Source organism: Flavobacterium sp. AK-301, from assembly GCF_058310215.1.
The window spans coordinates 47,991-72,053 of record NZ_JBZEES010000014.1 but is presented as its reverse complement, the minus strand read 5'-3'; the positions used below and the strand labels follow the sequence as shown (position 1 = coordinate 72,053).

The 24,063-nt window shown below is 33.7% G+C and carries 20 protein-coding genes and 2 tRNA genes; 11 read left to right on the top strand and 11 right to left on the bottom strand.

Annotation, left to right across the window (positions count from 1 at the left end; all coding sequences use genetic code 11):
- Window positions 1-85: 85 nt before the first annotated feature.
- A complete protein-coding gene (gene galE, locus AC4FQX_RS14070) occupies window positions 86-1,099 on the bottom strand; it encodes a UDP-glucose 4-epimerase GalE (protein ID WP_491168352.1) in 1,014 nt (337 codons plus the stop codon).
- 178 nt (window positions 1,100-1,277) lie between these two features.
- Window positions 1,278-2,408: a DegT/DnrJ/EryC1/StrS family aminotransferase gene (locus AC4FQX_RS14065; protein ID WP_491168351.1), complete on the bottom strand. Its 1,131-nt coding sequence runs from the start codon at window positions 2,406-2,408 to the stop codon at window positions 1,278-1,280.
- Window positions 2,409-2,528: 120 nt separating this feature from the next.
- Here AC4FQX_RS14065 and AC4FQX_RS14060 point away from each other — a divergent pair, with 120 nt between their 5' ends.
- From AC4FQX_RS14060 to AC4FQX_RS14045, 4 genes are all read left to right on the top strand, one after another.
- Window positions 2,529-3,773, top strand: coding sequence for a 3-deoxy-D-manno-octulosonic acid transferase (locus AC4FQX_RS14060; protein ID WP_491168350.1), 1,245 nt, complete (start codon window positions 2,529-2,531; stop codon window positions 3,771-3,773).
- Window positions 3,757-4,206, top strand: a complete 450-nt coding sequence (locus AC4FQX_RS14055; protein ID WP_491168349.1) for a GNAT family N-acetyltransferase — start codon at window positions 3,757-3,759, stop codon at window positions 4,204-4,206. The genes AC4FQX_RS14060 and AC4FQX_RS14055 overlap by 17 nt, the downstream gene beginning before the upstream one ends.
- Window positions 4,207-4,240: 34 nt before the next feature.
- Window positions 4,241-6,388, top strand: coding sequence for a S46 family peptidase (locus AC4FQX_RS14050; RefSeq protein ID WP_491168348.1), 2,148 nt, complete (start codon window positions 4,241-4,243; stop codon window positions 6,386-6,388).
- Between the two features lie 248 nt (window positions 6,389-6,636).
- Window positions 6,637-6,840, top strand: a complete 204-nt coding sequence (locus AC4FQX_RS14045; protein ID WP_491168347.1) for a hypothetical protein — start codon at window positions 6,637-6,639, stop codon at window positions 6,838-6,840.
- Window positions 6,841-6,896: 56 nt separating this feature from the next.
- Here AC4FQX_RS14045 and AC4FQX_RS14040 read toward each other — a convergent pair whose 3' ends face one another.
- The 3 genes from AC4FQX_RS14040 to AC4FQX_RS14030 form a co-directional block, all read right to left on the bottom strand.
- Window positions 6,897-7,307, bottom strand: coding sequence for a YegP family protein (locus AC4FQX_RS14040; protein WP_491168346.1), 411 nt, complete (start codon window positions 7,305-7,307; stop codon window positions 6,897-6,899).
- A 33-nt stretch (window positions 7,308-7,340) separates the two neighbouring features.
- Entirely contained in the window at window positions 7,341-7,736 is a 396-nt protein-coding gene (locus AC4FQX_RS14035) for a hypothetical protein (protein ID WP_491168345.1), read from the bottom strand.
- Window positions 7,737-8,242: 506 nt separating this feature from the next.
- On the bottom strand, window positions 8,243-8,662 hold the full coding sequence (locus AC4FQX_RS14030; protein WP_491168344.1) for a hypothetical protein: 420 nt from the start codon (window positions 8,660-8,662) through the stop codon (window positions 8,243-8,245).
- Window positions 8,663-8,922: 260 nt separating this feature from the next.
- Between AC4FQX_RS14030 and AC4FQX_RS14025 the strand changes: the two genes are divergently transcribed.
- On the top strand, window positions 8,923-9,189 hold the full coding sequence (locus AC4FQX_RS14025) for a hypothetical protein (RefSeq protein WP_491168343.1): 267 nt from the start codon (window positions 8,923-8,925) through the stop codon (window positions 9,187-9,189).
- 220 nt (window positions 9,190-9,409) lie between these two features.
- Here the strand turns inward: AC4FQX_RS14025 and AC4FQX_RS14020 are convergent, their stop codons facing one another.
- Window positions 9,410-9,775 (bottom strand): helix-turn-helix domain-containing protein, encoded by a 366-nt coding sequence (locus AC4FQX_RS14020; RefSeq protein ID WP_491168342.1) that lies wholly within the window; start codon window positions 9,773-9,775, stop codon window positions 9,410-9,412.
- 432 nt (window positions 9,776-10,207) lie between these two features.
- Here AC4FQX_RS14020 and AC4FQX_RS14015 point away from each other — a divergent pair, with 432 nt between their 5' ends.
- Window positions 10,208-10,723, top strand: a complete 516-nt coding sequence (locus AC4FQX_RS14015; RefSeq protein WP_491168341.1) for a MepB family protein — start codon at window positions 10,208-10,210, stop codon at window positions 10,721-10,723.
- 221 nt (window positions 10,724-10,944) lie between these two features.
- Here AC4FQX_RS14015 and AC4FQX_RS14010 read toward each other — a convergent pair.
- The 3 genes from AC4FQX_RS14010 to mutS form a co-directional block, all read right to left on the bottom strand.
- A tRNA-Leu gene (locus tag AC4FQX_RS14010) sits at window positions 10,945-11,030 on the bottom strand.
- 14 nt (window positions 11,031-11,044) lie between these two features.
- Window positions 11,045-11,117: transfer RNA gene (locus AC4FQX_RS14005), tRNA-Gly, on the bottom strand.
- 161 nt (window positions 11,118-11,278) lie between these two features.
- Complete coding sequence (gene mutS, locus AC4FQX_RS14000; RefSeq protein WP_491168340.1) at window positions 11,279-13,885, bottom strand: DNA mismatch repair protein MutS; 2,607 nt, start codon at window positions 13,883-13,885, stop codon at window positions 11,279-11,281.
- 332 nt (window positions 13,886-14,217) lie between these two features.
- On the opposite strand from mutS, the gene AC4FQX_RS13995 reads away from it, so the two are divergent.
- Window positions 14,218-14,748, top strand: a complete 531-nt coding sequence (locus AC4FQX_RS13995) for an RNA methyltransferase (RefSeq protein WP_491168339.1) — start codon at window positions 14,218-14,220, stop codon at window positions 14,746-14,748.
- A 182-nt stretch (window positions 14,749-14,930) separates the two neighbouring features.
- On the opposite strand, the gene folK is transcribed toward AC4FQX_RS13995, so the two are convergent.
- Window positions 14,931-16,064 carry a 2-amino-4-hydroxy-6-hydroxymethyldihydropteridine diphosphokinase gene (gene folK, locus AC4FQX_RS13990; protein WP_491168338.1) on the bottom strand — a complete coding sequence of 378 codons (1,134 nt, stop codon included), beginning with the start codon at window positions 16,062-16,064 and terminating at the stop codon, window positions 14,931-14,933.
- 170 nt (window positions 16,065-16,234) lie between these two features.
- On the opposite strand from folK, the gene sppA reads away from it, so the two are divergent.
- Both sppA and AC4FQX_RS13980 read left to right on the top strand, forming a co-directional pair.
- Window positions 16,235-17,992, top strand: a complete 1,758-nt coding sequence (gene sppA, locus AC4FQX_RS13985) for a signal peptide peptidase SppA (protein ID WP_491168337.1) — start codon at window positions 16,235-16,237, stop codon at window positions 17,990-17,992.
- A 106-nt stretch (window positions 17,993-18,098) separates the two neighbouring features.
- The gene (locus AC4FQX_RS13980; RefSeq protein WP_491168336.1) at window positions 18,099-20,720 is read left to right on the top strand and encodes an AsmA family protein; all 2,622 of its coding nucleotides are present in this window, start codon (window positions 18,099-18,101) and stop codon (window positions 20,718-20,720) included.
- 303 nt (window positions 20,721-21,023) lie between these two features.
- On the opposite strand, the gene AC4FQX_RS13975 is transcribed toward AC4FQX_RS13980, so the two are convergent.
- Complete coding sequence (locus tag AC4FQX_RS13975; RefSeq protein WP_491168335.1) at window positions 21,024-21,824, bottom strand: DUF2797 domain-containing protein; 801 nt, start codon at window positions 21,822-21,824, stop codon at window positions 21,024-21,026.
- Between the two features lie 42 nt (window positions 21,825-21,866).
- Here AC4FQX_RS13975 and AC4FQX_RS13970 point away from each other — a divergent pair, with 42 nt between their 5' ends.
- Window positions 21,867-23,378: a GH3 auxin-responsive promoter family protein gene (locus AC4FQX_RS13970; protein WP_491168334.1), complete on the top strand. Its 1,512-nt coding sequence runs from the start codon at window positions 21,867-21,869 to the stop codon at window positions 23,376-23,378.
- A 224-nt stretch (window positions 23,379-23,602) separates the two neighbouring features.
- Window positions 23,603-23,749 carry a hypothetical protein gene (locus tag AC4FQX_RS13965; RefSeq protein ID WP_491168333.1) on the top strand — a complete coding sequence of 49 codons (147 nt, stop codon included), beginning with the start codon at window positions 23,603-23,605 and terminating at the stop codon, window positions 23,747-23,749.
- The last annotated feature ends 314 nt before the right edge of the window (window positions 23,750-24,063 follow it).

Sequence of the window (24,063 nt, the reverse complement as noted above, 5' to 3'; positions counted from 1 at the left end):
ACTGAATACTGAATACTGAATACTGAATACTGAATACTGAATACTGAATACTGAATACTGAATACTGAATACTGAATACTGAATACTACCCCCTAATCTTCTTCTCCCATTTCCAGGCAGAATCCAGAGCGTCTTCTAAAGTCAGTTGTGCTTTCCAGTCTAATACTGTATTTGCTTTCTGAGTATCTGCATATGCTTCTATTATATCTCCTTCTCTTCTTTCTACAAATTTATAAGGTAGCTTTTGTCCGCTTACTTTTTCAAAAGCCTGAATTACTTCGAGAACAGAACTCCCTTTTCCGGTGCCTATATTAAACACTTCAACGGTTTCTGTATTTTTCTTTTCCACCAGTCGTTTCATAGCCACAACATGTGCTTTTGCTAAATCAACTACATGAATATAATCCCGAATACAAGTACCGTCAACCGTTGGATAATCGGAACCGAAAACAGAAAGTTCTTTTCGTATTCCGATACCGGTCTGAGTGATGAACGGAACCAGATTTTGGGGCACTCCAATAGGTAATTCCCCTATTTCGATTGATGGATGAGCTCCTATAGGGTTAAAATAACGTAATACTATGGGTTTAATATTCGTTACTCTGGCTGTATCAGTAATAATTACCTCTCCTATCTGTTTTGTGTTACCATAAGGAGACAAAGCGGATTGTATCGGAGCATCTTCGGTAATAGGCATTTTCTCCGCCTGTCCGTATACCGTACAAGATGAGCTGAATATAAAATAGGCTTCCGGTTTCTGTTCTAATTCCTGTAAAATATAAATCAGGGAACTGATATTATTCTCATAATATAACAATGGTTTTTCGGTACTTTCACCTACAACTTTTGATGCTGCAAAGTGAATCACTCCCCGAACATCTGTATGCTTTTTAAAAAATATTTTTACAGCCGTTTTTTCTCTCAGATCCAGTTGTTCAAAAAGTGGTTTTTTTCCGGTAATTTTAGTGATTCCGTCAAGGACTTCTATTGAAGAATTGGACAGATCATCAATAATAACAACTTCAAAACCCTCATTCTGTAATTCAACTACAGTATGTGAACCAATAAATCCTAAACCTCCTGTTACTAGTATTTTCATGCTTTTATGAATTAACCCGAATCATTCATTTCTTTGATCATGAATAATCCGGGTTTTATTTTATGCTGTTAAAAATGGAATATATTAGCCCTAGCCCTGACTGACGTAGAAATCCTTTTAGTTTTTTCTTTAAAAACAAAAAGATTGCAACAAAAGGCAGGAAACAGCTCCTGAAAAATTAGTTCAGAAACTCTAAAATACTATCTGTTATAAATTTAATCTGCTCATCATCCAGCTCAGTATGCATTGGTAAAGAGATCACTTCTTTTACCAACTGATTGGTCACAACAAAATCTTCTTCTTTATAACGTGCATCTAAATAGGCTTTCTGACTGTGTAGCGGAATCGGATAGTAAATCGCACAAGGAATTCCTTTATCTAGCAAATGTTGCATTAATCCGTCTCTGTCTGCATTAAGTATACGCAAGGTATACTGATGAAAAACATGTGAATCGGTTTCTCCGGTTATGAACGGAGTAATTATATTTTTATGATTAGTCAGTGCTTTGCTGTATTTCTGTGCAGCAGTCTGTCTTGCTTTATTATAAGTATCTAAAAGTGGTAATTTAGCATCCAGAACAGCAGCCTGAACAGAATCTAATCTGGAGTTCACTCCTACTACATCATGATGATAACGTACATACATTCCGTGGTTTACAATTCCTCTTAGTTTATGTGCCAGATCATCATCATTTGTAAAAATTGCACCTCCGTCTCCATAACATCCCAGGTTTTTTGAAGGAAAGAATGAAGTTGAAGCCACATGTCCTATAACACCTGCTTTTTTCTTCGTCCCGTCAGCATATTTATAGTTCGCTCCGATAGCCTGTGCATTATCTTCGATTACATACAGATTATGCTCTGCTGCTAATTTCATAATAGCTTCCATATTAGCAGCCTGACCAAAAAGATGCACGGGAACGATTGCCTTTGTTTTTGGTGTGATCGCTTTTTTAATTGCTTCAACGGAAATATTAAAAGTATCCATTTCCACATCTACTAAAACGGGGGTTAACTGCAATAAAGCAATTACTTCTACAGTGGCAGCAAATGTGAAATCGGCTGTGATTACTTCATCTCCCGGTTTAAGATCCAGAGCCATCATTGCAATCTGTAACGCATCTGTACCGTTAGCACAAGGAATAACATGTTTTGCTCCTAAATAGTTTTCTAAATCTTTTTGAAATTTCTGAACATAAGGTCCGTTAATATAAGTGTTGGTATCTAAAACTTCCTGAATGGAGTTATTTACTGTTTCTTTGATGTTTTCGTATTGACCCTTAAGGTCTACCATTTGAATTTTTTTCATCTCACTTTAAATTTGATGGCACAAAATTACTAATTAAATGGTGTGTTACCAATGAAATTAATCTAAACTAAAGTGTTTTAGGCGAAATATTTCGCTTATTTTAGGCGAAATATTTCACTTATGTTTTTAATTTATAATTTTCTGATTGTTATTATACAACAATTACTCAGAATCGTTACTTTTTTCAGCCCTAAAATGAAGCTTTTTGTAGAAGGCAGGAAAACGGTTTTTATTCTTTTAAATGAGAAGATTCATCCGGATGATAAAACAATCTGGTTTCATGCTGCTTCTTTAGGTGAGTTCGAACAAGGGCTTCCGGTCATTGAAAAAATAAAAGAGGAATATCCGGATCATAAGATTGTGGTCACTTTCTTTTCTCCTTCAGGATATGAGGTACGCAAAAATTCGACTGTTGCAGATGTTATTTGCTATCTTCCGCTGGATACAAAAAATAATGCTGAAAAATTTATTAAAGCGGTTCATCCGGATCTGGTATTCTTTATTAAATATGAGTACTGGCCTAATTATCTGAATGGACTTAAAAAACGAAATATTCCAACTTATCTAATCTCCGGAATCTTTAGAAAAAACCAAATGTTCTTTAAATGGTATGGTGGGTTTTACAGAAAAGCACTGGATGCTTTCCGTCATTTCTTTGTTCAGAATTCTGACTCTAAGGAATTACTTGCAAAACTGGGTAAAACTAATGTTACGGTTAGTGGCGATACAAGGTTTGACCGGGTGGTTGCCATTCTGGAAAAGGACAATACACTGGATTTTATAGCAGATTTCAAGAACAATACTACTACAATCGTTATTGGTAGCTCCTGGCCAAAGGATGAAACTCTATTGATCGATTTTATCAATACAACAGATACGAACGTGAAATTTATTATTGCTCCTCATAATATAAAACCGGAACAGATCACCGCCTTACAACAAAGTATCGATCAAAAAACAGTTCTGTTCTCTGAAAAAGAGGAAAAAGACCTGGCTTCATATAATGTATTTATTATTGACACGATAGGTATACTAACCAAAATTTACAGTTATGCTACCATTGCTTATGTGGGTGGCGGATTTGGAAATCCGGGAGTACATAATATTCTGGAACCCGCTACCTTTGGTATCCCAATCGTTATTGGTCCTAACTACAGTCATTTTACCGAAGCTACTGCTTTGGTAAATAGGGGTGGTTGTACTTCCATTTCTACACAACAGGAACTAAATAACATTCTGAATGAACTGATACTCAATGTAGCAGTCCGAGATGAAAAAGGTCATATCTGTGAAACGTTTGTACAGATGAATAAAAATGCTACAAATACAATCTTAAAATTTATAAAAAATGGAAATACAATTTAAAGCAATCGAACATTCAGATATTCCTGTCCTTGTGAATATGATGAAAGATTTTTATGCTATTGATAATTACCCAATCGATATTGAAACTTCAAAAGGATTGTTTAAGGAATTCATTGACAATGAAACCTTAGGAAAAGGATGGCTTATTATGGAAAACAATATTCCGCTGGGATATGTTATTCTTACTTTTTGCTTCAGTTTTGAATATAAGGGACGTATCGCTTTTCTGGATGAATTATACCTCTCTGAGGCTTCCCGTGGAAAAGGAATTGGCAAAAAAGCACTTGCCTTTATCCGGGAAGAGTTTTCTAAACTGTCTTTAAAGATTGTTTACTTAGAAATCGAAACACACAATGAAGCTGCTCAAAAATTGTATCTTGCAAACGATTTCGCCGTTCACAACCGAAACCTAATGAAGTATACTGTGAAATAAACTCTAACACAAATACCCAATTAATTTTTTAACTATGAAATTTTTAAGATTATTTTTTCTATTAGTCGCCCTTCCTATTTATTCACAACAGGGCGGAATGTGGATTCCTTCTCTGTTAAAAGGGATGAATGAGACGGAAATGAAAAGTTTAGGAATGAAAATGTCTGCTTCGGATATTTATGACACAAATCATTCCAGTTTAAAGGATGCTGTTCCGCATTTTAATGGAGGATGTACTTCCGAAGTAATCTCTCCAAAAGGGCTTTTACTAACCAACCACCATTGTGGATATGGACAGATCCAATCTCACTCAACGGTTGAGAAAGACTATCTGACAGATGGTTTCTGGGCAATGTCCGAAGCGGAAGAGTTACCAAACTCCAATTTAGTTGCTACTTTTATTGTAAAAATAGAGGATGTTACTGCTCAGGTTCTGGAAGGTGTACTTTCATTACCTACGGAACGGGAAAAACAACAACAAATACAGGAAAATATCATTAAGGTAAGTGCTACTTTTAAAAAAGAAGCATGGCAGGAAAATAGAATCCGTACTTTTTTTGAAGGAAATCAATATGTTCTGTTTGTTACTGAAACTTTCAGAGACGTCCGTTTAGTAGGTACTCCGCCTTCTTCTATCGGGAAATTCGGATCAGATACGGATAACTGGATATGGCCAAGACATACAGGAGATTTTAGCTTATTCAGAATCTATGCTGATAAAAATAATCATCCGGCTCCTTATTCTAAAGATAATGTACCTTATTCCCCTAAACACTTCCTGCCGATATCACTGGATGGTGTAGAAGAAAATGATTTTACTCTGGTATTTGGATATCCGGGCAGAACAACAGAGTATCTTCCTTCTGTTGCAATTGAACAACTGGTTAATGAATTAAATCCTGCTAAGATCGAGATCAGAGATGCAGCCTTAAAAGTTACGAATGGTTTTATGAGAAAAGATAACACCATTAAAATACAGTATGCTTCAAAATATGCGGGTATTGCGAATTACTGGAAAAAATGGATCGGAGAAACACAAGGACTTAAAAAATCAAATGCCATCGCTATAAAAAAACAGGCAGAAGCAGATTTTCAACAAAAAGTAATTAAAGCAGGGAAACAGGCAGAATATGGTTCTTTATTATCTGATTTTGAAAAGAACTATAAGGAAATCGCTCCTTATGCACTAAGTAGAGAATATTTTTCAGAAATAGTTTTACGTAATACTGAACTTCTGGGAGTGGCATTTAAATTGTATCAATTAGAACAGTCTTATAACCGTAAAGGAGAACAGTCTTTTAATGCGAGAAAGGAAAACCTGGTTGCCTCACTGGAAGGTTTCTACAAGAACTTCAATAAACAGGTGGATGAAAAAGTATTTGAACAACTGGTTCAGTTATACAGCGCCAAAGCTCCTAAACAGTTCCTTCCCGCTGACCTGACTAATGCTAATTATGCACAACTAACAACTGAAATTTACAGTCAGTCTAAGTTAACGAATTATGCCGGATTAAAAGAATTACTACAGGGAGATCCAAAAGAGGTACTAAAAAAAATCAGTAAGGATAAAGCTTTCCAATTTGTTAAACCGTTAGCAGAAACTTATTTTGATAAGGTGGGTCCAAAATATGAGGAGATCAACTTAGAGATTAGTACTTTACAGCGCACTTATATGAAAGCTCAACTGGAACTAAATCCAAATACCAGAATCTTTCCGGATGCCAATAGTACACTAAGAGTTACTTACGGAAAGGTAAAAGGATATGATCCTGTTGACGCTGTTCATTACTCTCCTATTACTTATCTGGATGGAGTAATGGAAAAATATGTCCCTAATGATTATGAATTTGATGTACCAAAAAAATTAATTGATTTGTATAACAGAAAAGATTACGGACCTTACGGAATAAATGGTAAGATGCCGGTAAACTTTATCGGAACGAACCATACAACAGGAGGAAATTCAGGAAGTCCTGCAATTGATGCTCAGGGTAATCTGATCGGATTAAACTTTGACAGGGTATGGGAAGGAACCATGAGTGATATTTATTATGACCCTACCATCTGTAGAAATATCATGGTAGATATTCGATATATTTTGTTCATTATTGACAAATATGCGGACGCAAAACATTTAGTTAACGAAATGAAAATTGTTCACCCTAAGCAAAAATTAAATTAAATTTTATCCGGAATTTACATAAAATGAGATTTCAGACCATCCATTTTTAGAATATCATTCTTTTTCAGGTCAAAAAAATATTTTATTACAAGAACTGAATATTCGGGAACCCCTTATAATACGGTCTATTTCGGTGAGTTTATTTTTTTTTTAAAGTTTTTTAAAAAAAAATATCATAATTATTTTATCGTATCAAAAAATTTATATCTTTGCTCCGAATTAATAATTAACCTTTATAATTTAGTAAGATGAAAAAAGTTGTTTTAAGTTTAGCTTTAGTAGCTATGATGAGTGTTTCTTTTGTTTCTTGTAAAGATGCTGCAAAAGAAGAACCAGCTGTAGAAGAAACTACAGTAACTGAAGAAGTTGCTCCAGTTGTTGAAGAAGTTGCTCCAGTTGAAGCTGCTACTCCGGTTGTTGAAGCTCCTGCTACAGAAGAAGCTGCTAAGTAATTTTTAATTACCGAAAGTATTAAAAGCCACGCTAAGCGTGGCTTTTTTATTTTTATCTAATCTTCAACTGTTGTCTCTTCCTCTTCTGCCGAAAAGAAAAAATCATTATCTGAAAAATCAAGAACTTCTGCCTGTAATGCATACTTCTTGATCTCTTCTATTCCTTTACTGATTCTTATCTCTGTAGAAAACTTTCTGCTTGTTGCCAAAATCCGATTTGCTTCAACAACAATCTTAAAGAAAAATTTACCGTTTGAAGCCTTGAACCGAACGTAATAGCAGATTTCTACTTTTTCTTTTAACTCCTCTATTCCTTTTTCACAATCTTCTTTTAACGGATATCCTGAACTGGTTAAAATTGTCTTTCCTTTTCTATTAGTATAAACAAATTTGTACTCTCCATTCTCTCTTTTGCTTATCACAAATGCACCCATAAATTCAAACCTGCTTATAAAATTAAAAGCCACAAAATTAGCTTTTATTCAGAGAGGAATCAAGTCTTATTCCTCTTCTTCTATGACTTTTTCACGATGTAGTAATTCGTGCAGTAGTTCTATTTCGCGCTTTAAACCACCAATGATCTCATTTTTAGATTTAATAATCTCATTAAGATATGTTTCTGTTGCTTTGCCTGCTTCATTAAAACTATTCTCTCTGATTTCTGATCCATATTTATCAGACTTTATCATATTACCATTTCCGGTAATCAGCCAATGCCCATTAATATCTTTATAAATACTCAGAATATTCTCTATCTTATCAACCCCCATCGTCTTTCTATTTTTCAACTGACTTGAAAAGGATCCATTCGAAAACCCACAACTGATCTCAAAGGCTCGGATCGAAATATTTTTAAAGTCAATATACTTCTTGATTCTATCTAGTGTATTTTCCATCTCAAAATTATTATTATAATATATCTTATTATTATTTTGTTTTTTAGAAAATTTTCTATATATTTGAATTATATATATTTCTATTATAAACTATTCTCTAAACAAACTAAAAGCAAACAGCAAGTTAGTGAAATTTTATCTGAAAATTTAGATTCTTTCGATATATATTGATGGAATTGAAATTTTTAGAGCTTAAAAATAAAAATAAGAAAATAATTGCTACTCTTTTTAGAAATACATTTCTGTTTCAATAAAACATAAAGAGTTACTATTTTTATGCTCTGATCAAAAAATAATTTAACTTTAAAATACTATTTATAAAAGTACTCTCCTCCTTTTATATATCTATCTTCAGCATATTTTCTGATATTGTCGACCGTTTTATAAGCGGAGTAAACCAGGAACTTCATAACCACAGTTTTATTGCTCTGTTGACTACTGCAATAACAGAATTTCTAACTTCTATAACTGGTATCTAAAAATAATTAGATATAATTTAAAGACCTTTATTTATTTATTTTCTGATAATCTGATAATTCTTTTTGTAATTTATCAATAAAGTCATCTTTTGATTGAATCATCTTCTTTAAATATTCTTTTTCAGGATCATTTAGTACTTCAACCATTCCTTCACCTGATTCCATCTGGTATTCTTTTTCAGTTTTTATCATACTACCTTTACCGGTAGTTAACCAGGACGGATTAATTTCCGGATACATCTGCAAGATTTTTTCTAACCTGTCAACTCCAATTGAGATAGGATTCTTCCTTTTTTTAGTAAGTTTTCCTGCCCTTTGTTCTCTCCTTAATTTAAGCTGACCACCAATGGAACCATTAGAAAAACCACAGGTTGTTTCTAATCTAAGAACATTAACACCGCTAAACGTCATATATAATTCTATCCTATCTAATATATTCTCTGTCATAACTTTATTTTATTTTTAAAATAAATCTTAAATTTTTAATGTTTTTTTAGAGTATTTTCTATATATTTGTTTTAAATAATAAAACATATAGAATATAAACTAGCAAACAAGAAGCAAACAGCAAGTTAAATAAAATTTCATAAAAATTATCTAATTCTGTCAATAATATTGATATCGGAAATAAATCTTTATGTTTTATAAACAAACAATACTACAAATCTGACCTGTAAAATCGCAAATAATTAAAACTCTTATTAACTATGATGACTCAAAAAGAAAAAAATATTATTACAAAAACTTTAGGATATCGTTATAGTGATCCAATACAAAAATATTTGGATTCTGTAAATCTCTATAACAAAAAAGGAAACAGTTATTCTAAACAAAGTATCAGGAATGTAGTAAATGGAGTTCGCCCTGATGAGAAGATGGAAAAAATAATTATTAATTTTGTCTCTTTAATCAGAGACTTTAAAAAAATAGAACAGAAAAACCGTATGAAAATTTTAAAAAACCGTGATATATAGCGCTCAAATATACTTCTCAGCACAAGTAAAATATAATTCTATTATTTTTTTGTTTCCATTGTAATGTAGCGTTTATTCTATAAAATGATAAAGCCCGCAAATTACGGGCTTTTAAATATACTTTAAATTAAATTCTAATTCTACAAATAAACTCTGATCCGGAAAAACCTTCTCAGAATAATCAATATTAAAATAGAAAATATCTATATGCTTATTTACTCTATTTTATTTCACTACCACGAAGCATTGCTAACTCTCGTTTCAATCCTTCAATAATATCATTTTTGTCTGCGATCCGAGCTTTCAGCTCTCCGATTAACTCTTCAAGATGTATACTGCTATTTACTGTTTTAACCTCCGGTTCAGTTGGTTTTAACATTTCACCTTTTCCTGTTAAAAGCCATTCTAAACTAATATCTTCACAAGAGTCTACAATTTTTAGTAAAACACCTTCTCCTGAATACGCATTCCTCTTTAACTGCGTACTTAAGTAACCGTTTGATAATCCAATTTTTTTCTCAAATCGAGTATGTCTAATCCCTTTGTGATCAAGATATTCAAATACTCTGTTGATTGTTTTTTCCATTTTTACAGAAAAGCTTTTAAATTTTAAATTAATTAATGTTATTTGGTCCAGTTCACTTTAATAAGAAAAAAGACTCACTAAAGCATTGTATTACAATACAAATGTATTATTTTAAATTATATTAAGTAACAAAAATTTACTAAAAGTATCTAAAAATAAACCATCAGTAATTTTATATCATAAAAATAAAAGAATGCATTATAAAAATAACACTTGACATGTTTTATAGCAGATATTTTATGTCTTATTATAAAATACCATAAAATAAAATATTTTTTACTACAACTGTATAAGACTAAGATACAAAAAGATGCCATTTTTACAAAAAAAATAATGCTTTGTGATAAAAAACTTTGAAATAAAATAATTCTAAATTATTAGACAATAAACTAAATGTACATTTGTAGTTACAACTCAATACTAAAATTACTCATGACTACAATCAGAACTCCGGATCTGTTACCGGAAATAAAAGAGCAAATATTTGACCTGTACTCTCTTAAAATCAGCAATATCATAACAGAACAGGAAAGCGCTGAATATAATGCCTGTCAGCTTCAGCTGAATTCAATACCTATTTTGTTTCGAACCGCTAAAACAACTCCTACGAAAACAGGTCAGTTCGTTACATTATGGAAAAGGATCGGAAAAAACTCTATTCAGCCTTATGATTCAATAGATAATATAGATCTTTTCCTTATTAATGTAAAGACTAAAGATCATTTTGGTCAGTTCGTATTCCCAAAAGCAGTACTTTGTCAGCAAGGTGTGCTTACTACTGGCTTAAAGGAAGGAAAACGAGCGATTCGGGTTTATCCGCCTTGGGATGTAACAACAAGCAAACAGGCACAAAAAACACAGCAATGGCAACTAGAATATTTTTTAGAAATTCCTCAGGATAAAGCTGTGGATAAGAAAAGAGTGAAGGAATTGTATTTTATTAAATAAACCATTAATCTAATTGCAATAACATACAAAGAAATCATTAGCTCTCTTCATTAAACACTATATAACGAAATAGACATGGAAAACAGTATTGGGATATCAAAAAGCAATTCTTATTGAAGAACTAAAAAAATAGATAAAATAGGTGTACTTGTTAAGACTTATCATGAATTGTGAAATATATAAAAACAAAAAAGCCTGCTATAAAAGCAGGCTTTCCTAAGTACTCGGAGCGGGACTTGAACCCGCACGGGCATTTCTACCCACTGGATTTTAAGTCCAGCGTGTCTACCGATTCCACCATCCAAGCATTATACGGTATCGAGCGAAAAACGGGGCTCGAACCCGCGACCTCGACCTTGGCAAGGTCGCGCTCTACCAGCTGAGCTATTTTCGCATTTCAATATTCTTAAAGAGCGTAATACTTGTTCTGTATTGCGAGTGCAAATTTAGGATATTATTTTAATTACACAAACCTTTTTTATAAAAAAATGAATTAAAAAAGTTAACCTACTGATACCGTACTTTTTAAAATTAAAGTTTTTTTTCAAAAAAGAACTACTTCTTCGACAGCATCCTTTTAATCTCATTTAACTTCATTAAAGCCTCAACTGGTGTTAAGGTATTAATATCTAAATTCATGATTTCTTCTTTTATTTCTTCGAGTAACGGATCGTCTAAATTGAAGATACTTAACTGCATTTCATCTTTATCATCTTTTATTCCGTTAAGAGCTTCGCCGGAATGGTCTTTTTCCAGTTTTTTCAGTAGCTTCTGGGCTTTCTGGATCACAGTCTGAGGCATTCCCGCCATTTTAGCAACGTGAATACCAAAACTGTGGGCACTTCCTCCCTGAACCAGTTTTCTGATAAAAAGAACGGTGTCTTTCATCTCTTTTACGGAAACATTATAATTCCGGATTCTTTCGAGAATTTCGGACATATCATTCAACTCATGATAATGGGTCGCAAATAATGTTTTAGGTCTTCCGGGATGCTCATGCAGGAACTCTGCAATCGCCCAGGCAATCGAAATACCGTCATAGGTACTGGTTCCTCTTCCTATTTCATCGAGAAGCACTAAACTTCTATCGGAAAGATTATTCAGGATAGAAGCGGTCTCATTCATTTCGACCATAAAAGTAGATTCTCCCATTGAAATATTATCGGAGGCTCCTACTCTGGTAAAGATCTTATCGACTACTCCCATTCGGACGCTATCTGCGGGAACAAAACTTCCCATTTGTGCCAACAACACGATCAGAGCAGTCTGACGTAATATTGCGGATTTACCGGACATATTGGGACCGGTAATCATTATAATCTGCTGTGTTTCTCTGTCCAGGTAAACATCATTAGCAATGTATGGTGTTCCAACTGGTAATTGTTTCTCAATCACGGGATGTCTTCCGTTCTTAATATCCAATTCGAAAGTATCATCGAGAATAGGGCAAACATAATTATTCTCTGTTGCCAGTTGAGTAAATGAAGCCAGACAGTCTAGTTGTGCAATTAGACTAGCATTAAGTTGCACCTGCTTGATATAGGTTCCAATCCAGATCACCAGTTGTTCGAACAACTCTACTTCTAGTTTATATATTTTTTCTTCTGCTCCCAGAATCTTGGTTTCATACTCTTTTAATTCTTCGGTTATATACCGTTCGGCATTTACAAGTGTTTGTTTTCTGATCCACTCTGCCGGAACTTTATCTTTATGGGTATTTCTGACTTCGATATAATATCCAAAAACATTATTGAACGAAATTTTCAGGGAGGAAATTCCGGTACGTTCAGATTCTCTTTTTTCGATTCCTTCGAGATATTCTTTACCTGAAAAAGAAATACTTCTCAATTCATCTAGCTCCTGATGGATTCCTGTTGCAATAGCATTTCCTTTTGCAATAGCAACGGGTGCTTCCTGATTGAGCGTGGTTTTAATCTTTTCTCTTAACAAATCACAACTGTGAAGCTTATCGCCAATGACTCTAACAGATTCATTCTTGCTTTCGAGAGCAATTGATTTTATCGGAATAATCGCATCCAGAGATTCTTTCAGATAGACCACTTCACGAGGACTGACTTTTCCGGTTGCAATTTTAGAAATCAGTCGTTCCAGATCGGAAATCTGTTTGATCTGATACTGGATCGTTTTTAAAACTTCGGGTTTTTCTTTTAAATAGGATACGACTTCATGTCTCTCTCTTATTCTGGAGGCGTCTTTCAGAGGCAATGCGAGCCAACGTTTTAATAAGCGACCTCCCATTGGCGAAAGGGTTCTGTCGATGACATCGAGAAGGGTTACTGCATTTTGTGAATTGCTCTGATACAACTCAAGGTTTCGAATTGTAAAACGGTCCATCCATACGTAAGCATCTTCTGCAATACGCTGGATCGTTGTAATATGCTGTACTCTGTTATGCTGTGTTTCTGATAAATAATACAGAACAGCACCTGAGGCAATGATTCCTTCTTGTAGTTCCTCTACTCCAAATCCTTTTAACGAATTAGTCTGAAAGTGATTCTTCAGGGTTTCATTTGCATAATCTTCTTTATAAATCCAGTCTTCTAACAAGAAACTGTGATGATCTTCTCCAAAGGCTTCTCTGAATTCATTTTTGCTTGCCTTAGAAACCAGTATCTCACTTGGGCTGAAATTCTGTAATAATTTGTCTATATATTCTTCATTTCCCTGTGCTGTCAGGAATTCTCCTGTGGAAACATCGAGAAATGCAACTCCTATTGTTTTTTTGCCAAAATAAACGGAGGCTAAAAAGTTGTTTGATTTAGATTGTAATACCTCATCATTCATCGATACACCAGGAGTTACCAACTCGGTAACACCGCGTTTCACGATTGTTTTAGTCATTTTAGGGTCTTCAAGCTGGTCGCAGATTGCAACTCGTAAGCCTGCTTTTACTAATTTTGGCAGATAGGTATTCAACGAATGATGCGGGAATCCGGCTAATGCGGTCTCTGTTTCTGAACCCGCCCCTCGCTTTGTTAATACGATCCCTAAAATCTTTGAAGCTCTGACGGCATCTTCTCCAAAAGTCTCATAAAAATCGCCTACTCTAAACAATAAACAAGCATCAGGGTATTTTGCCTTGATGGTATTATACTGCTTCATTAACGGTGTTTCTTTACTCTTTTTTTCTTTTGATGCCAAAATGATTTGTTTTAATTTATTGGAGAGGCGAATTTAATGAATTTTTAGAGAAAGTTTGTGGTTTTATAGTTTTGAGTCGCTATTTTTAATTTGATTACCGGATTATTCTGCTTCACAAAATCTCTGATTTTGAGAATGTGTTTGCCAGTCTCTGACTGGTGTTAATAAGTTCATCTGTTTAAAAGGTCAAAAGGTCACGTTCTATCTGTGAAGTTGAGAATATTCATAAATATTCTCAACCCAAATAACCTAAAAGAGCAAACAGGCAAATGATCCGGTAATCCTAAACTATAAAATAATTATTCTTAATTTTAGTGCCTGAAATTACAATCATGAGAAAATTAGAAAACAGCGAACTGGACCGAAAAAGTATATCCGATTTTAAGGAAGCGGAAAAAACACCTTTAATTATTATTCTGGATGATATCCGAAGTCTGCATAATATTGGTTCTGTTTTTAGAACTGCGGACGCTTTTCTGATCGAAAAAATATATTTATGCGGTATTACTGCTGTACCTCCTAATAAAGAAATTCACAAAACAGCTCTGGGTGCTACGGAAACAGTTGCCTGGGAATATCAGGAAAATGTGCTGACCGTAATCGAGAAACTTCAGAACGAAAAAATTACTGTCTTTGCTGTGGAACAGGTACAAAGTGCTGTTTTTTTACAGGATTTTATACCGGAAAAAGATCAAAAATATGCTCTGGTATTTGGCAATGAGGTAAAAGGAGTTTCACAAAAAGCCGTAGAATTGTGTAACGGAAGTATCGAAATTCCACAACTGGGGACAAAACATTCACTGAATATTTCTGTAAGTATGGGAATTGTGGTATGGGATCTTTTTAAGAAAATGAAGTATTAGTTAAATATGCGAAGTGCAAAGGTTTTTTTTAATTGGTTTAAAGGTTTACTGAGATTTAACCGCTAAGAGTACAAAGGTTTACGCAAAGGACGCAATTTACAGCTGATGGTTTCTCGCCAAGACGCCATTAATCGCTGATCCCACGTTAAGACATTTGACTTTAGACTTTCAGACTAAAAAGATCAACTAATCTTAGCCTGAATGGCTTCGAGGATAAAAAGGTAATCTTCCTGATTCTTTACAAAATCTCTATCGGATACATCAAGGATAAGAACATTCAGATCGGGTTGTGACTTGATATAATCCAGATAACCTCTGTTGATTTTTTCGAGATATTCTGCCTGAATATCCTTTTCATATTCACGTCCTCTTTTCTTGATGTTCTCCAGTAATCTACTGGTATTCTGATACAGGTAAACATATAAATCAGGCTTTCTCATCTCTTTATAGATGATATCAAAAAACTTTCTGTATACTCTGTACTCGTCTTCTGACAAGGTTACTTTTGAAAAGATAAGTGACTTAAAAATATGATAATCCGCCATGATAAAATCCTTGAATAAATCATACTGCGCCAAATCATCTGATAACTGCTGATATCGATCTACGAGAAAAGACATCTCAAGCGGAAAGGCAAAACGAGCCTGATCTTTATAGAACTTTGGCAGAAAAGGATTGTCTGCAAATCGCTCTAATACCGTTTTTGCATTAAAATCTTCTGCTATTTTATTTACCAATGTGGTTTTTCCGGCTCCTATATTCCCTTCTATCGCAATATAATTGCAGTATTCCAGATTAAAATGTTTCAATGGTGATATCAGCTCTTTCACAACACTGCATTCGCTTTTATCGGAACAGTCTTTTAACAGCTCTTCTGTACTTTTATTTAAAACAGGATGTATGAAATCAAACATCAAATCCAACATTGGCAACAGAACAAACCGTCGGTTCTGCATCTGTGGATGTGGTACCTGAAGATTTTCTGTATGAATATGATCCTCATTAAATGCAATGATATCAATATCAATACTTCTGGGCTGATATCCTGATTCTCCTTTTCGAACTCTGCCCAGTACTTTTTCTGTTTCCAATATTTCCGAAAGCACTGTTTCTGCGGTTTTATAAGTATGAAGCAACACAGCACAATTATAAAATGGATCACTCTCAAAACCCCATGCCGGTGTTTCATAAAGCCGGGACACTTTCACTACCGTTCCTACTTTCTGATATAACAAACGAATGCTTTTTTCTATATTTTCAAGCCTTTCGCCCTGATTACTGCCTATGGATAAAACTACCTGATTTTGCGACTTCATATTAAAGGCAAATTAACTAAAAGAATTTTAGAAAAAAGGACACTTACACCAATCTGTTAATAAATTTATTACCTTACATGTTTTTTATCTGATACGATTTAAAGAAAAACAAAATCTTTAACTGTAACATTTTAGACCTTTTTACTACCAATTGTATAAAATATTAAAGTATGAAATTTTTAAGCAACATTTTAGCAACCATCGTTGGATTATTCCTTTTTTTTATGTTTATTTTCTTTGGATTGATCCTGATTATGTCTATTGCAGGCAGCGGATCAGACAGCGAAAAAACAGAGGAGAACTCTGTTATTAATCTGGATCTGAAAGAAATAATGATTGATTATGCCGGAAAAACAAATTATAAAAAATTTAATTATTTTGAAGCAGATCATGATGGATTAACCGATATTCTGAATGCTATTAAGGAGGCAAAAACAGATGATAAGATCAAAGGAATCTCTATGTTAAACAACTCCTACTCTTTAGGTTTAGCACAAAGTAAAGCCCTGAGAGATCAATTAATTGATTTCCAAAAATCAGGTAAATTTGTCCTTGCTTATTCTAATACTTTATCGCAAAAAGAATACTATCTAAATTCTGTTGCTGATACCATCTATTTAAATCCTATTGGCGAACTGGATTTTAAAGGTCTCTCCTCTGAAGTAATGTATTATAAAGACTTTCAGGAAAAATCCGGTATCAAAATGGAAGTAATCCGTCATGGAAAATATAAAAGTGCTGTAGAACCTTTCTTAGCAAATGAAATGAGTGATGCCAACAGAGAACAGATCTCAACTTTATTGAATTCTGTATGGAGTTCTATGGTGGATGCTATTTCACAAAGTAGAAATATCCCTGTAGACAGTTTAAACTCTTACGCGAATAAACTATCTGTACGCACTCCTGAAATGGCTAAATCAAAACACCTTATTGATAAGATTGCTTATGAAGATGAATATCATGCCGGAATCAAGAAAGCGCTGAAAATTGACCAGAAAGAAGATTATAACACCGTTGACATAACAGAGTATGCAGCCAAAATAGCAACTACTTCTACGAAAGCAAAAACTAAGGATAAAATTGCTGTAATCTATGCACAGGGGAATATTACGAGTGGTGAAGGTGATGTAAATGAAATTGGTGAAGGCTCCATGAGAAGATCGTTACAGGCTGCTGTAAAAGATAAAAATATAAAAGCAATTGTACTCAGAATTGATTCTCCAGGAGGAAGTGCTTTAACTTCTGAACTGATCTGGAGGGAGATAGAGATCACAAAAAAGAAAAAACCGATTATTGTTTCTATGGGTAATCTGGCAGCTTCGGGTGGTTATTATATTGCCTGTAATGCTAATACCATTTTTGCAGAACCAAACACCATTACAGGATCTATTGGTGTTTTTGGAATATTACCGAACTTTAAAGGGGTAACTGATAAAATAGGAATTCATACAGAACAGGTCAATACACATGATAATGCCGCAGGATACAGCGTTTTCAAACCACTGGATGAAAACTATAAAAAAGTAGTGCAACAAAGTATTGAAACTATTTATTCTACGTTTGTCAGCCATGTTGCTAAAGGTAGAAATATGACCTACGAACAAGTGGATTCTATTGCACAAGGAAGAGTCTGGACAGGAGCTGATGCAATAAAAATCGGACTGGTAGATAAAATCGGCGGTCTGGACGATGCTATTAAGGAAGCGGCTTCTGTAGCAAAAATAGAAACATATAAAACCGAAAATTTCCCGGAATATGAAAAAGACTTATCCGATCTGTTCAACAGACTTCCATTTATGCAATCAAGGGAAAGTTTTATCAAAAATGAGATCGGTTCAGATAACTACCGTGTAATAGAACAAATTAGAAGATTAAGTGAACAAAAAGGGACACAGGCAATGTTGCCGTTTGAGCTAAACATCAATTAAAAAAAAATTTTTAATACGAAAGGCAAGCTTTTTGATGTTTATTAATGTGGATTGGTATCTCCCAATCCACATTTTTTATAATATAAACCCAATTAAAAACACAATAATGTTAAAGAAAATTTTAATAGGATCGGGTATTTTTATACTTGTCGTCATTATCGCTTTAGTATCTGTTCCTTTTTTATTTAAGGATAAAATAAAAGAAGTTGTTACAGAAACTATTAACGAAAATCTGGAAGCAGTTGTCGCTTTTGATGATGTTACTTTAAATTTATTTAAAAGCTTCCCTCAGGCAAATGTTGCTATTCAGAAATTAAGCATCATAAACAAAGCTCCTTTTGAAGGAGATACCTTAGTTTATGTTGGAGAAGTTAATCTTAAAATGTCCATTGGAGAATTGTTCAAAGGTAAAACAGAGCCTATGAATATTAAATCCATTTTCACGAAAGACGGATTTATCAATGTTCACGTGAATAAAGATGGTATTGCTAACTATGATATTGCCATCAAAAAAGAGGAAGAGAAAAATAAAGAGGAAGATAATGGTAGTCCTCTGGCACTATCCATTAAAGATTATGCTATTGAAAATTATAAAATCCAATACTATGATGAAACTTCAAAAATGAAATTTGTTCTTGATCAGTTATATCATAAAGGCAAAGGAGATTTCGCTGCTTCTGTACTGGATCTGGACACAAAAACCACAGGAAAAGTTTCTTTCGATATGGATGGTTCTAATTATATGAAAAACGTAGCTATTTCACTAGATGCTGTTTTAGGGCTTGATCTGGAAAAAAACATTTACACTTTTAAAGAAAACAAAGCTCTAATCAACCAGTTACCACTGGAATTTGACGGAAACATTCATTTAGTTGATGCTGGACAGGAATACAACCTGACTTTTAAAACACCGACATCTTCTTTTAAAAACTTCCTGGGTCTTGTTCCGGAAGAATATGCAGGAAGTATAGAGAAAGTAGAGACAACAGGTGATTTTACCGTTGCAGGAAAAGTGAACGGCTTACTTAGTGACACTACTATTCCTAAATTCAATATCGCTATTGATTCTAAAAACTCTTCATTCAAATATCCTGATCTTCCAAAAGGTGTTCAGAATATTGTAATCGATACTAAAATTATCAATGAAACCGGTCTGATGAATGATACTTATGTAAATCTGAACCAGTTATCGTTCAAAATTGATCAAGATGTATTTAATGCAAAAGCTACTGTTCGTAATCTTGTAGAGAATCCTTTGGTAAATGCAAATTTCAATGGAAGCATCAATCTGGCAAACCTAACAAAAGCATATCCTGTTAAACTGGATAAACCTTTAGCCGGTATTTTAAAAGCAGATATTACTACTAAGTTCGATATGAAATCCGTTGAAACGAATCAATATCAGAACATTCAGAACTCCGGTAATTTAAGTTTATCTAAATTCCAGTATGTTGATGAAACGAATAAAGCTTTTAATATCAATCAGGCTACAGTACAATTCAACACTTCACACATTGGTTTACAGGAACTGGATGTTACTACCGGAAAAACAGATATGCAAATATCAGGGGCTCTGGATAACTTCTATGGTTTCTTATTTAAAAAACAGGAACTTAAAGGGAACTTTAATCTGAAATCAAATCAGTTTGTTGTTACCGATTTCATGAGTGCTGCTGAGCCTGCTGCTACAAAAACAGATGATACTAAAAAAGAAGCAGAAACAAAAAATACTGCTGTTGCAAATGCAATCAAAATCCCGGGCTTCCTGAACTGTACTTTTACTGCTACTGTAAATACAATCGTTTATGATAATCTGAACCTGAAAAATGCTTCAGGTAAAATGGTTATTAAGGATGAAGCTGTAAAACTGGAAAATGTTAAAACAGATATATTCGGCGGACAAATTATTGCTAATGGTACGGTTTCTACAAAAGAAAAAACACCAACTTTCAATATGGATCTGGGAATGAATGCCGTTGATATTACTCAGTCTTTTACTCAGTTAGAAATGCTGAAATCAATTGCTCCTATTGCGAATATCATTTCAGGGAAACTAAATTCTACCATCAAACTATCCGGAAAATTAGATCCTAAAGAACTGACACCGAATCTTAATACACTTTCAGGAGACATGATTGGTTCATTACAAGGAACTTCTATTGATCCGAGCAAATCAAAAGTACTAAGCCTTCTGGATACCAACCTAAAATTTGTCGATCTGAAAAAAGTAAACCTGAACGACCAGAAAATACATCTTTCCTTTACTGATGGTAAAGTAAATGTAAAACCATTTGATCTGAAACTTCAGGATATCAACGTAAATATAGGAGGACAACACGGTTTTGACCAGTCTATGAATTATAATGTAAAGTTTGATGTTCCTGCTAAATATTTAGGAACTGAAGCAACTAAACTTTTATCTTCATTAAGTCCTGCTGAAGCAAATAAAATAAGCAGTGTTCCTATTACCGCTACAGTTACCGGTAGTTTCAGCAATCCCAAAGTGGGTACTGACCTGCAAAAAGCAGTTTCTAATCTGGCAACACAATTAGTACAACAACAAAAAGATAAACTTATCAGTCAGGGTACTAATGCTTTAGGAAACTTACTTGGCGGAAAGAAAACAGCTGCTGATTCTACTAAAACAACCACTACTCCGAAAGAAGAAATCAAAGAGAAAGCTGTAGATGCTCTTAAAGGTCTTTTCGGAAAGAAAAAGAAAGAATAGATTGATATTGAATGATGACACACTGATTATTCGTGTCATAAATTCCTAAAATAAAATCCCCTGCAAAATTAATTTTGCAGGGGATTTTTATATATAAAAATCCGGTTCAATTATCCGGTTCGTAAAGATGCATTGCAATGCATCTCTACAGATGCATATTAAATAAACGCATTGAAATGCGTTTCTACGGATATAATCTATGATTATATCATTCCTCCTATGTAAAGATGCATTGCAATGCATCTCTACAGATGCATATTAAATAAACGCATTGAAATACGTTTCTACGGATATAATCTATGATTATATCATTCCTCCTATGCTTACCACATATCCTTCAAAATTTCGGACATTAAAAACGGTTCCGTCTTCAAATAATAAATACTGCCCTTTGATCCCCATTAATTTCCCTTGATAAAACGGGGTCTTATCTAAATTTAGACTGTTTATCTTTTTCGGATACTGCAAAACCGGATAGTCAAAAACATAATGATCATTTTTATTTTCATTAAAATACCCTTTTACCTCATCCGGAAAAAGTTCTAATAATTTTGATTTTTCTGTTTCCAAATCTGCTTTTATAATATCATTCTGAAGCATTTTTCTCCAGTTCGTCTTATCTGTAAAATGATCTTTTAAGGCTATCTCTGTTATTCCTGCCAAATAACGATTCGGTACTTCCAGAATCACAATCGCTTCTGAAGCTCCCTGGTCAATCCACCTTGTAGGAACCTGAGTTTTCCTTGTCACTCCTACTTTCACTTCGCTGGAAGAGGCTAAATAAACAATATGGGGCTGCAACTGTACCTTTTGTTCATAAACAAGATCTCTGTCTTCAATATCTAAATGAGCGGTACTTAATTCCGGTCTGAAAATCCAGTCTCCTGCCTGAGGTGCACTGTAATAGCAATCGTAACAAAACCCCTGGCGAAATATTTTTTTCTCTTTTCCACAATTCAGACATTGATATTTCAGAAAATTGATCTCCAGTGTTTTATTCAACAATTGATTTATATTTAAGAAATTATTTTCAAAAATTAAGTAGTATTGAATAGGATTTCCTAATTCAGTTTGCATTTTTGTTAGTACTCCTTCGTATTGCATGAATAAAATTTGTTATTTTTATGGCATAAAGATACTAGAAATATGGCATTACCTATAATCAATTCAATAGCTTCCTGGATATTAAAAAAACGTATTCATCAGATTGAGTTATTCATGAAATATCCGAATGAGGTTCAGGAAGAGTTACTGTTAAGCCTGATTCGCACTGCTGAAAGTACTACAATAGGGGAGCAATATGATTTTGAATCTATTCGTTCTTACCAAACCTTTACTGAAAGAGTGCCGGTATCTGTTTATGAAGATCTGGAACCTTTAATTGAACAGACTCGTAAAGGAGCACAGAATGTTTTCTGGCCTACTTCAATAAAATGGTTCGCAAAATCAAGCGGAACAACAAATGCAAAAAGTAAATTTATCCCTGTAAGTAATGAAGCATTAGAAAATTGCCATTATAAAGCAGCAAAGGATTTATTATGTCTTTACCTGAATAATAATGAGGAATCACAGCTGTTTACCGGGAAAAGTTTACGTCTGGGTGGAAGCAAACAGTTATATGAAGATAACAATAGTTTTTTTGGTGATCTGTCTGCCATCCTGATAGAGAATATGCCGATATGGGCAGAATTTAGCAGTACACCAAGTAATAGAGTTTCTCTGATGAGTGAATGGGAAACCAAACTGAGTGCTATTGTAAAGGAAACAATAAATGAAAATGTGACTAGCTTTGCGGGAGTTCCTTCCTGGATGCTGGTACTGTTAAATAAAACACTGGAAGAAACGGGTAAGGAAAATTTGCTGGATATCTGGCCTAATCTGGAAGTATATTTTCATGGCGGGGTCAGTTTTGATCCATATCGGGAACAATACAAAAAGATTATCCCGAGTTCTTCCTTTAACTACTATGAAATCTATAATGCTTCTGAAGGGTTCTTTGCTATTCAAGATTTGAATAATTCTCAGGAATTATTATTAATGTTGGATTATGGCATTTTCTATGAATTTATTCCAATGGATACTTATGGAACTCCCGACGAAAAAACAATACGTTTATCGGATGTGGAACTCAATAAAAACTACGCTATTGTTATTACTACTAATGCAGGTCTGTGGCGTTATATGATTGGTGATACGGTTCGTTTCACTTCTTTAAATCCATATCGTATCAAAGTAACAGGAAGAACAAAACATCATATCAATGTTTTTGGTGAAGAATTAATTATTGAAAACACAGACAAGGCACTGGCAAAAGCCTGTCTGTTAACACAAACCGAAATGGTGGATTATACGGTTGCTCCGGTATTTATGAAAGATAAGGAAAAAGGAGCTCATGAATGGATGATCGAATTTAAAAAGAATCCTGAAGATATGGTAGCTTTCCACCGCATTCTGGATGAAACTTTACAATCTCTGAATTCTGATTATGAGGCAAAACGCTATAATAATATGACCTTAAACCCTCCTGTAATCAACATTGCCAGACATTACCTATTCTATGACTGGTTAAAAAATCAGGATAAACTGGGCGGTCAGAACAAAATTCCACGTCTATCGAACAAAAGAGATTATATAGAGCAACTGAAAGTAATGCAGTAATTTATAGTTGATTATTGGATTGTCAGATTATTCAATAACTTGAAATACTGAAAATTGATCTTTGTATTAACACTTACGCTTCTCTATTTCTGATAAACAGTATCTTAAAAACAAAGGCTTTACAAAACAGCAGTCGAATCATCAAAAAATCAAATTATCAAATTATCAAAAAAATGTATCTTTGCTACTGAAAAGAAATTATATCAAATTTTATATATGAGATTATGAGAAAAATATTTTATATACTGCCTTCCTTTTTAGCTCTTACCCTATTTACTTCCTGTGCTTCAAAGGGATGGAGCTGTAAAAAAAGATATTGTGAAACAAATGAGAAAGTACTTATTACTGAACCAATTGATAAAAATTCATAAACATTTGGTTATTGGTTATTGACAATATACTAAAAATATCTTTTGCCCAAATAAAATAACAATTATAAAAAAATATCTAATCGGTTTTAAAATTGATTAGGGGTTTTTATCTTATCCAACTTCCTAAATATTGGATAATTAAATTCTCAAAAACCTACAGCATTTTAAAAATCCTGTAGGAAATTACAATCAACTACTTTAATCTGAAAGCACAAATAGACAAAGTAATCCAAGAATAAATTTAAGATACCAAGACTTATTTCTACAATAAACTCTCTTTATACTCTATGTTAAACAGCAAAAACAGAGCGCTT

Coding starts and splice junctions, on each gene's coding strand:
- galE (WP_491168352.1), bottom strand. CDS start 1,099: ATGAAAATACTAGTAACAGGAGGTTTAGGATTTATTGGTTCACATACT.
- AC4FQX_RS14065 (WP_491168351.1), bottom strand. CDS start 2,408: ATGAAAAAAATTCAAATGGTAGACCTTAAGGGTCAATACGAAAACATC.
- AC4FQX_RS14060 (WP_491168350.1), top strand. CDS start 2,529: ATGTTTTTAATTTATAATTTTCTGATTGTTATTATACAACAATTACTC.
- AC4FQX_RS14055 (WP_491168349.1), top strand. CDS start 3,757: ATGGAAATACAATTTAAAGCAATCGAACATTCAGATATTCCTGTCCTT.
- AC4FQX_RS14050 (WP_491168348.1), top strand. CDS start 4,241: ATGAAATTTTTAAGATTATTTTTTCTATTAGTCGCCCTTCCTATTTAT.
- AC4FQX_RS14045 (WP_491168347.1), top strand. CDS start 6,637: ATGAAAAAAGTTGTTTTAAGTTTAGCTTTAGTAGCTATGATGAGTGTT.
- AC4FQX_RS14035 (WP_491168345.1), bottom strand. CDS start 7,736: ATGGAAAATACACTAGATAGAATCAAGAAGTATATTGACTTTAAAAAT.
- AC4FQX_RS14030 (WP_491168344.1), bottom strand. CDS start 8,662: ATGACAGAGAATATATTAGATAGGATAGAATTATATATGACGTTTAGC.
- AC4FQX_RS14025 (WP_491168343.1), top strand. CDS start 8,923: ATGATGACTCAAAAAGAAAAAAATATTATTACAAAAACTTTAGGATAT.
- AC4FQX_RS14020 (WP_491168342.1), bottom strand. CDS start 9,775: ATGGAAAAAACAATCAACAGAGTATTTGAATATCTTGATCACAAAGGG.
- AC4FQX_RS14015 (WP_491168341.1), top strand. CDS start 10,208: ATGACTACAATCAGAACTCCGGATCTGTTACCGGAAATAAAAGAGCAA.
- AC4FQX_RS13995 (WP_491168339.1), top strand. CDS start 14,218: ATGAGAAAATTAGAAAACAGCGAACTGGACCGAAAAAGTATATCCGAT.
- folK (WP_491168338.1), bottom strand. CDS start 16,064: ATGAAGTCGCAAAATCAGGTAGTTTTATCCATAGGCAGTAATCAGGGC.
- sppA (WP_491168337.1), top strand. CDS start 16,235: ATGAAATTTTTAAGCAACATTTTAGCAACCATCGTTGGATTATTCCTT.
- AC4FQX_RS13980 (WP_491168336.1), top strand. CDS start 18,099: ATGTTAAAGAAAATTTTAATAGGATCGGGTATTTTTATACTTGTCGTC.
- AC4FQX_RS13975 (WP_491168335.1), bottom strand. CDS start 21,824: ATGCAATACGAAGGAGTACTAACAAAAATGCAAACTGAATTAGGAAAT.
- AC4FQX_RS13970 (WP_491168334.1), top strand. CDS start 21,867: ATGGCATTACCTATAATCAATTCAATAGCTTCCTGGATATTAAAAAAA.
- AC4FQX_RS13965 (WP_491168333.1), top strand. CDS start 23,603: ATGAGAAAAATATTTTATATACTGCCTTCCTTTTTAGCTCTTACCCTA.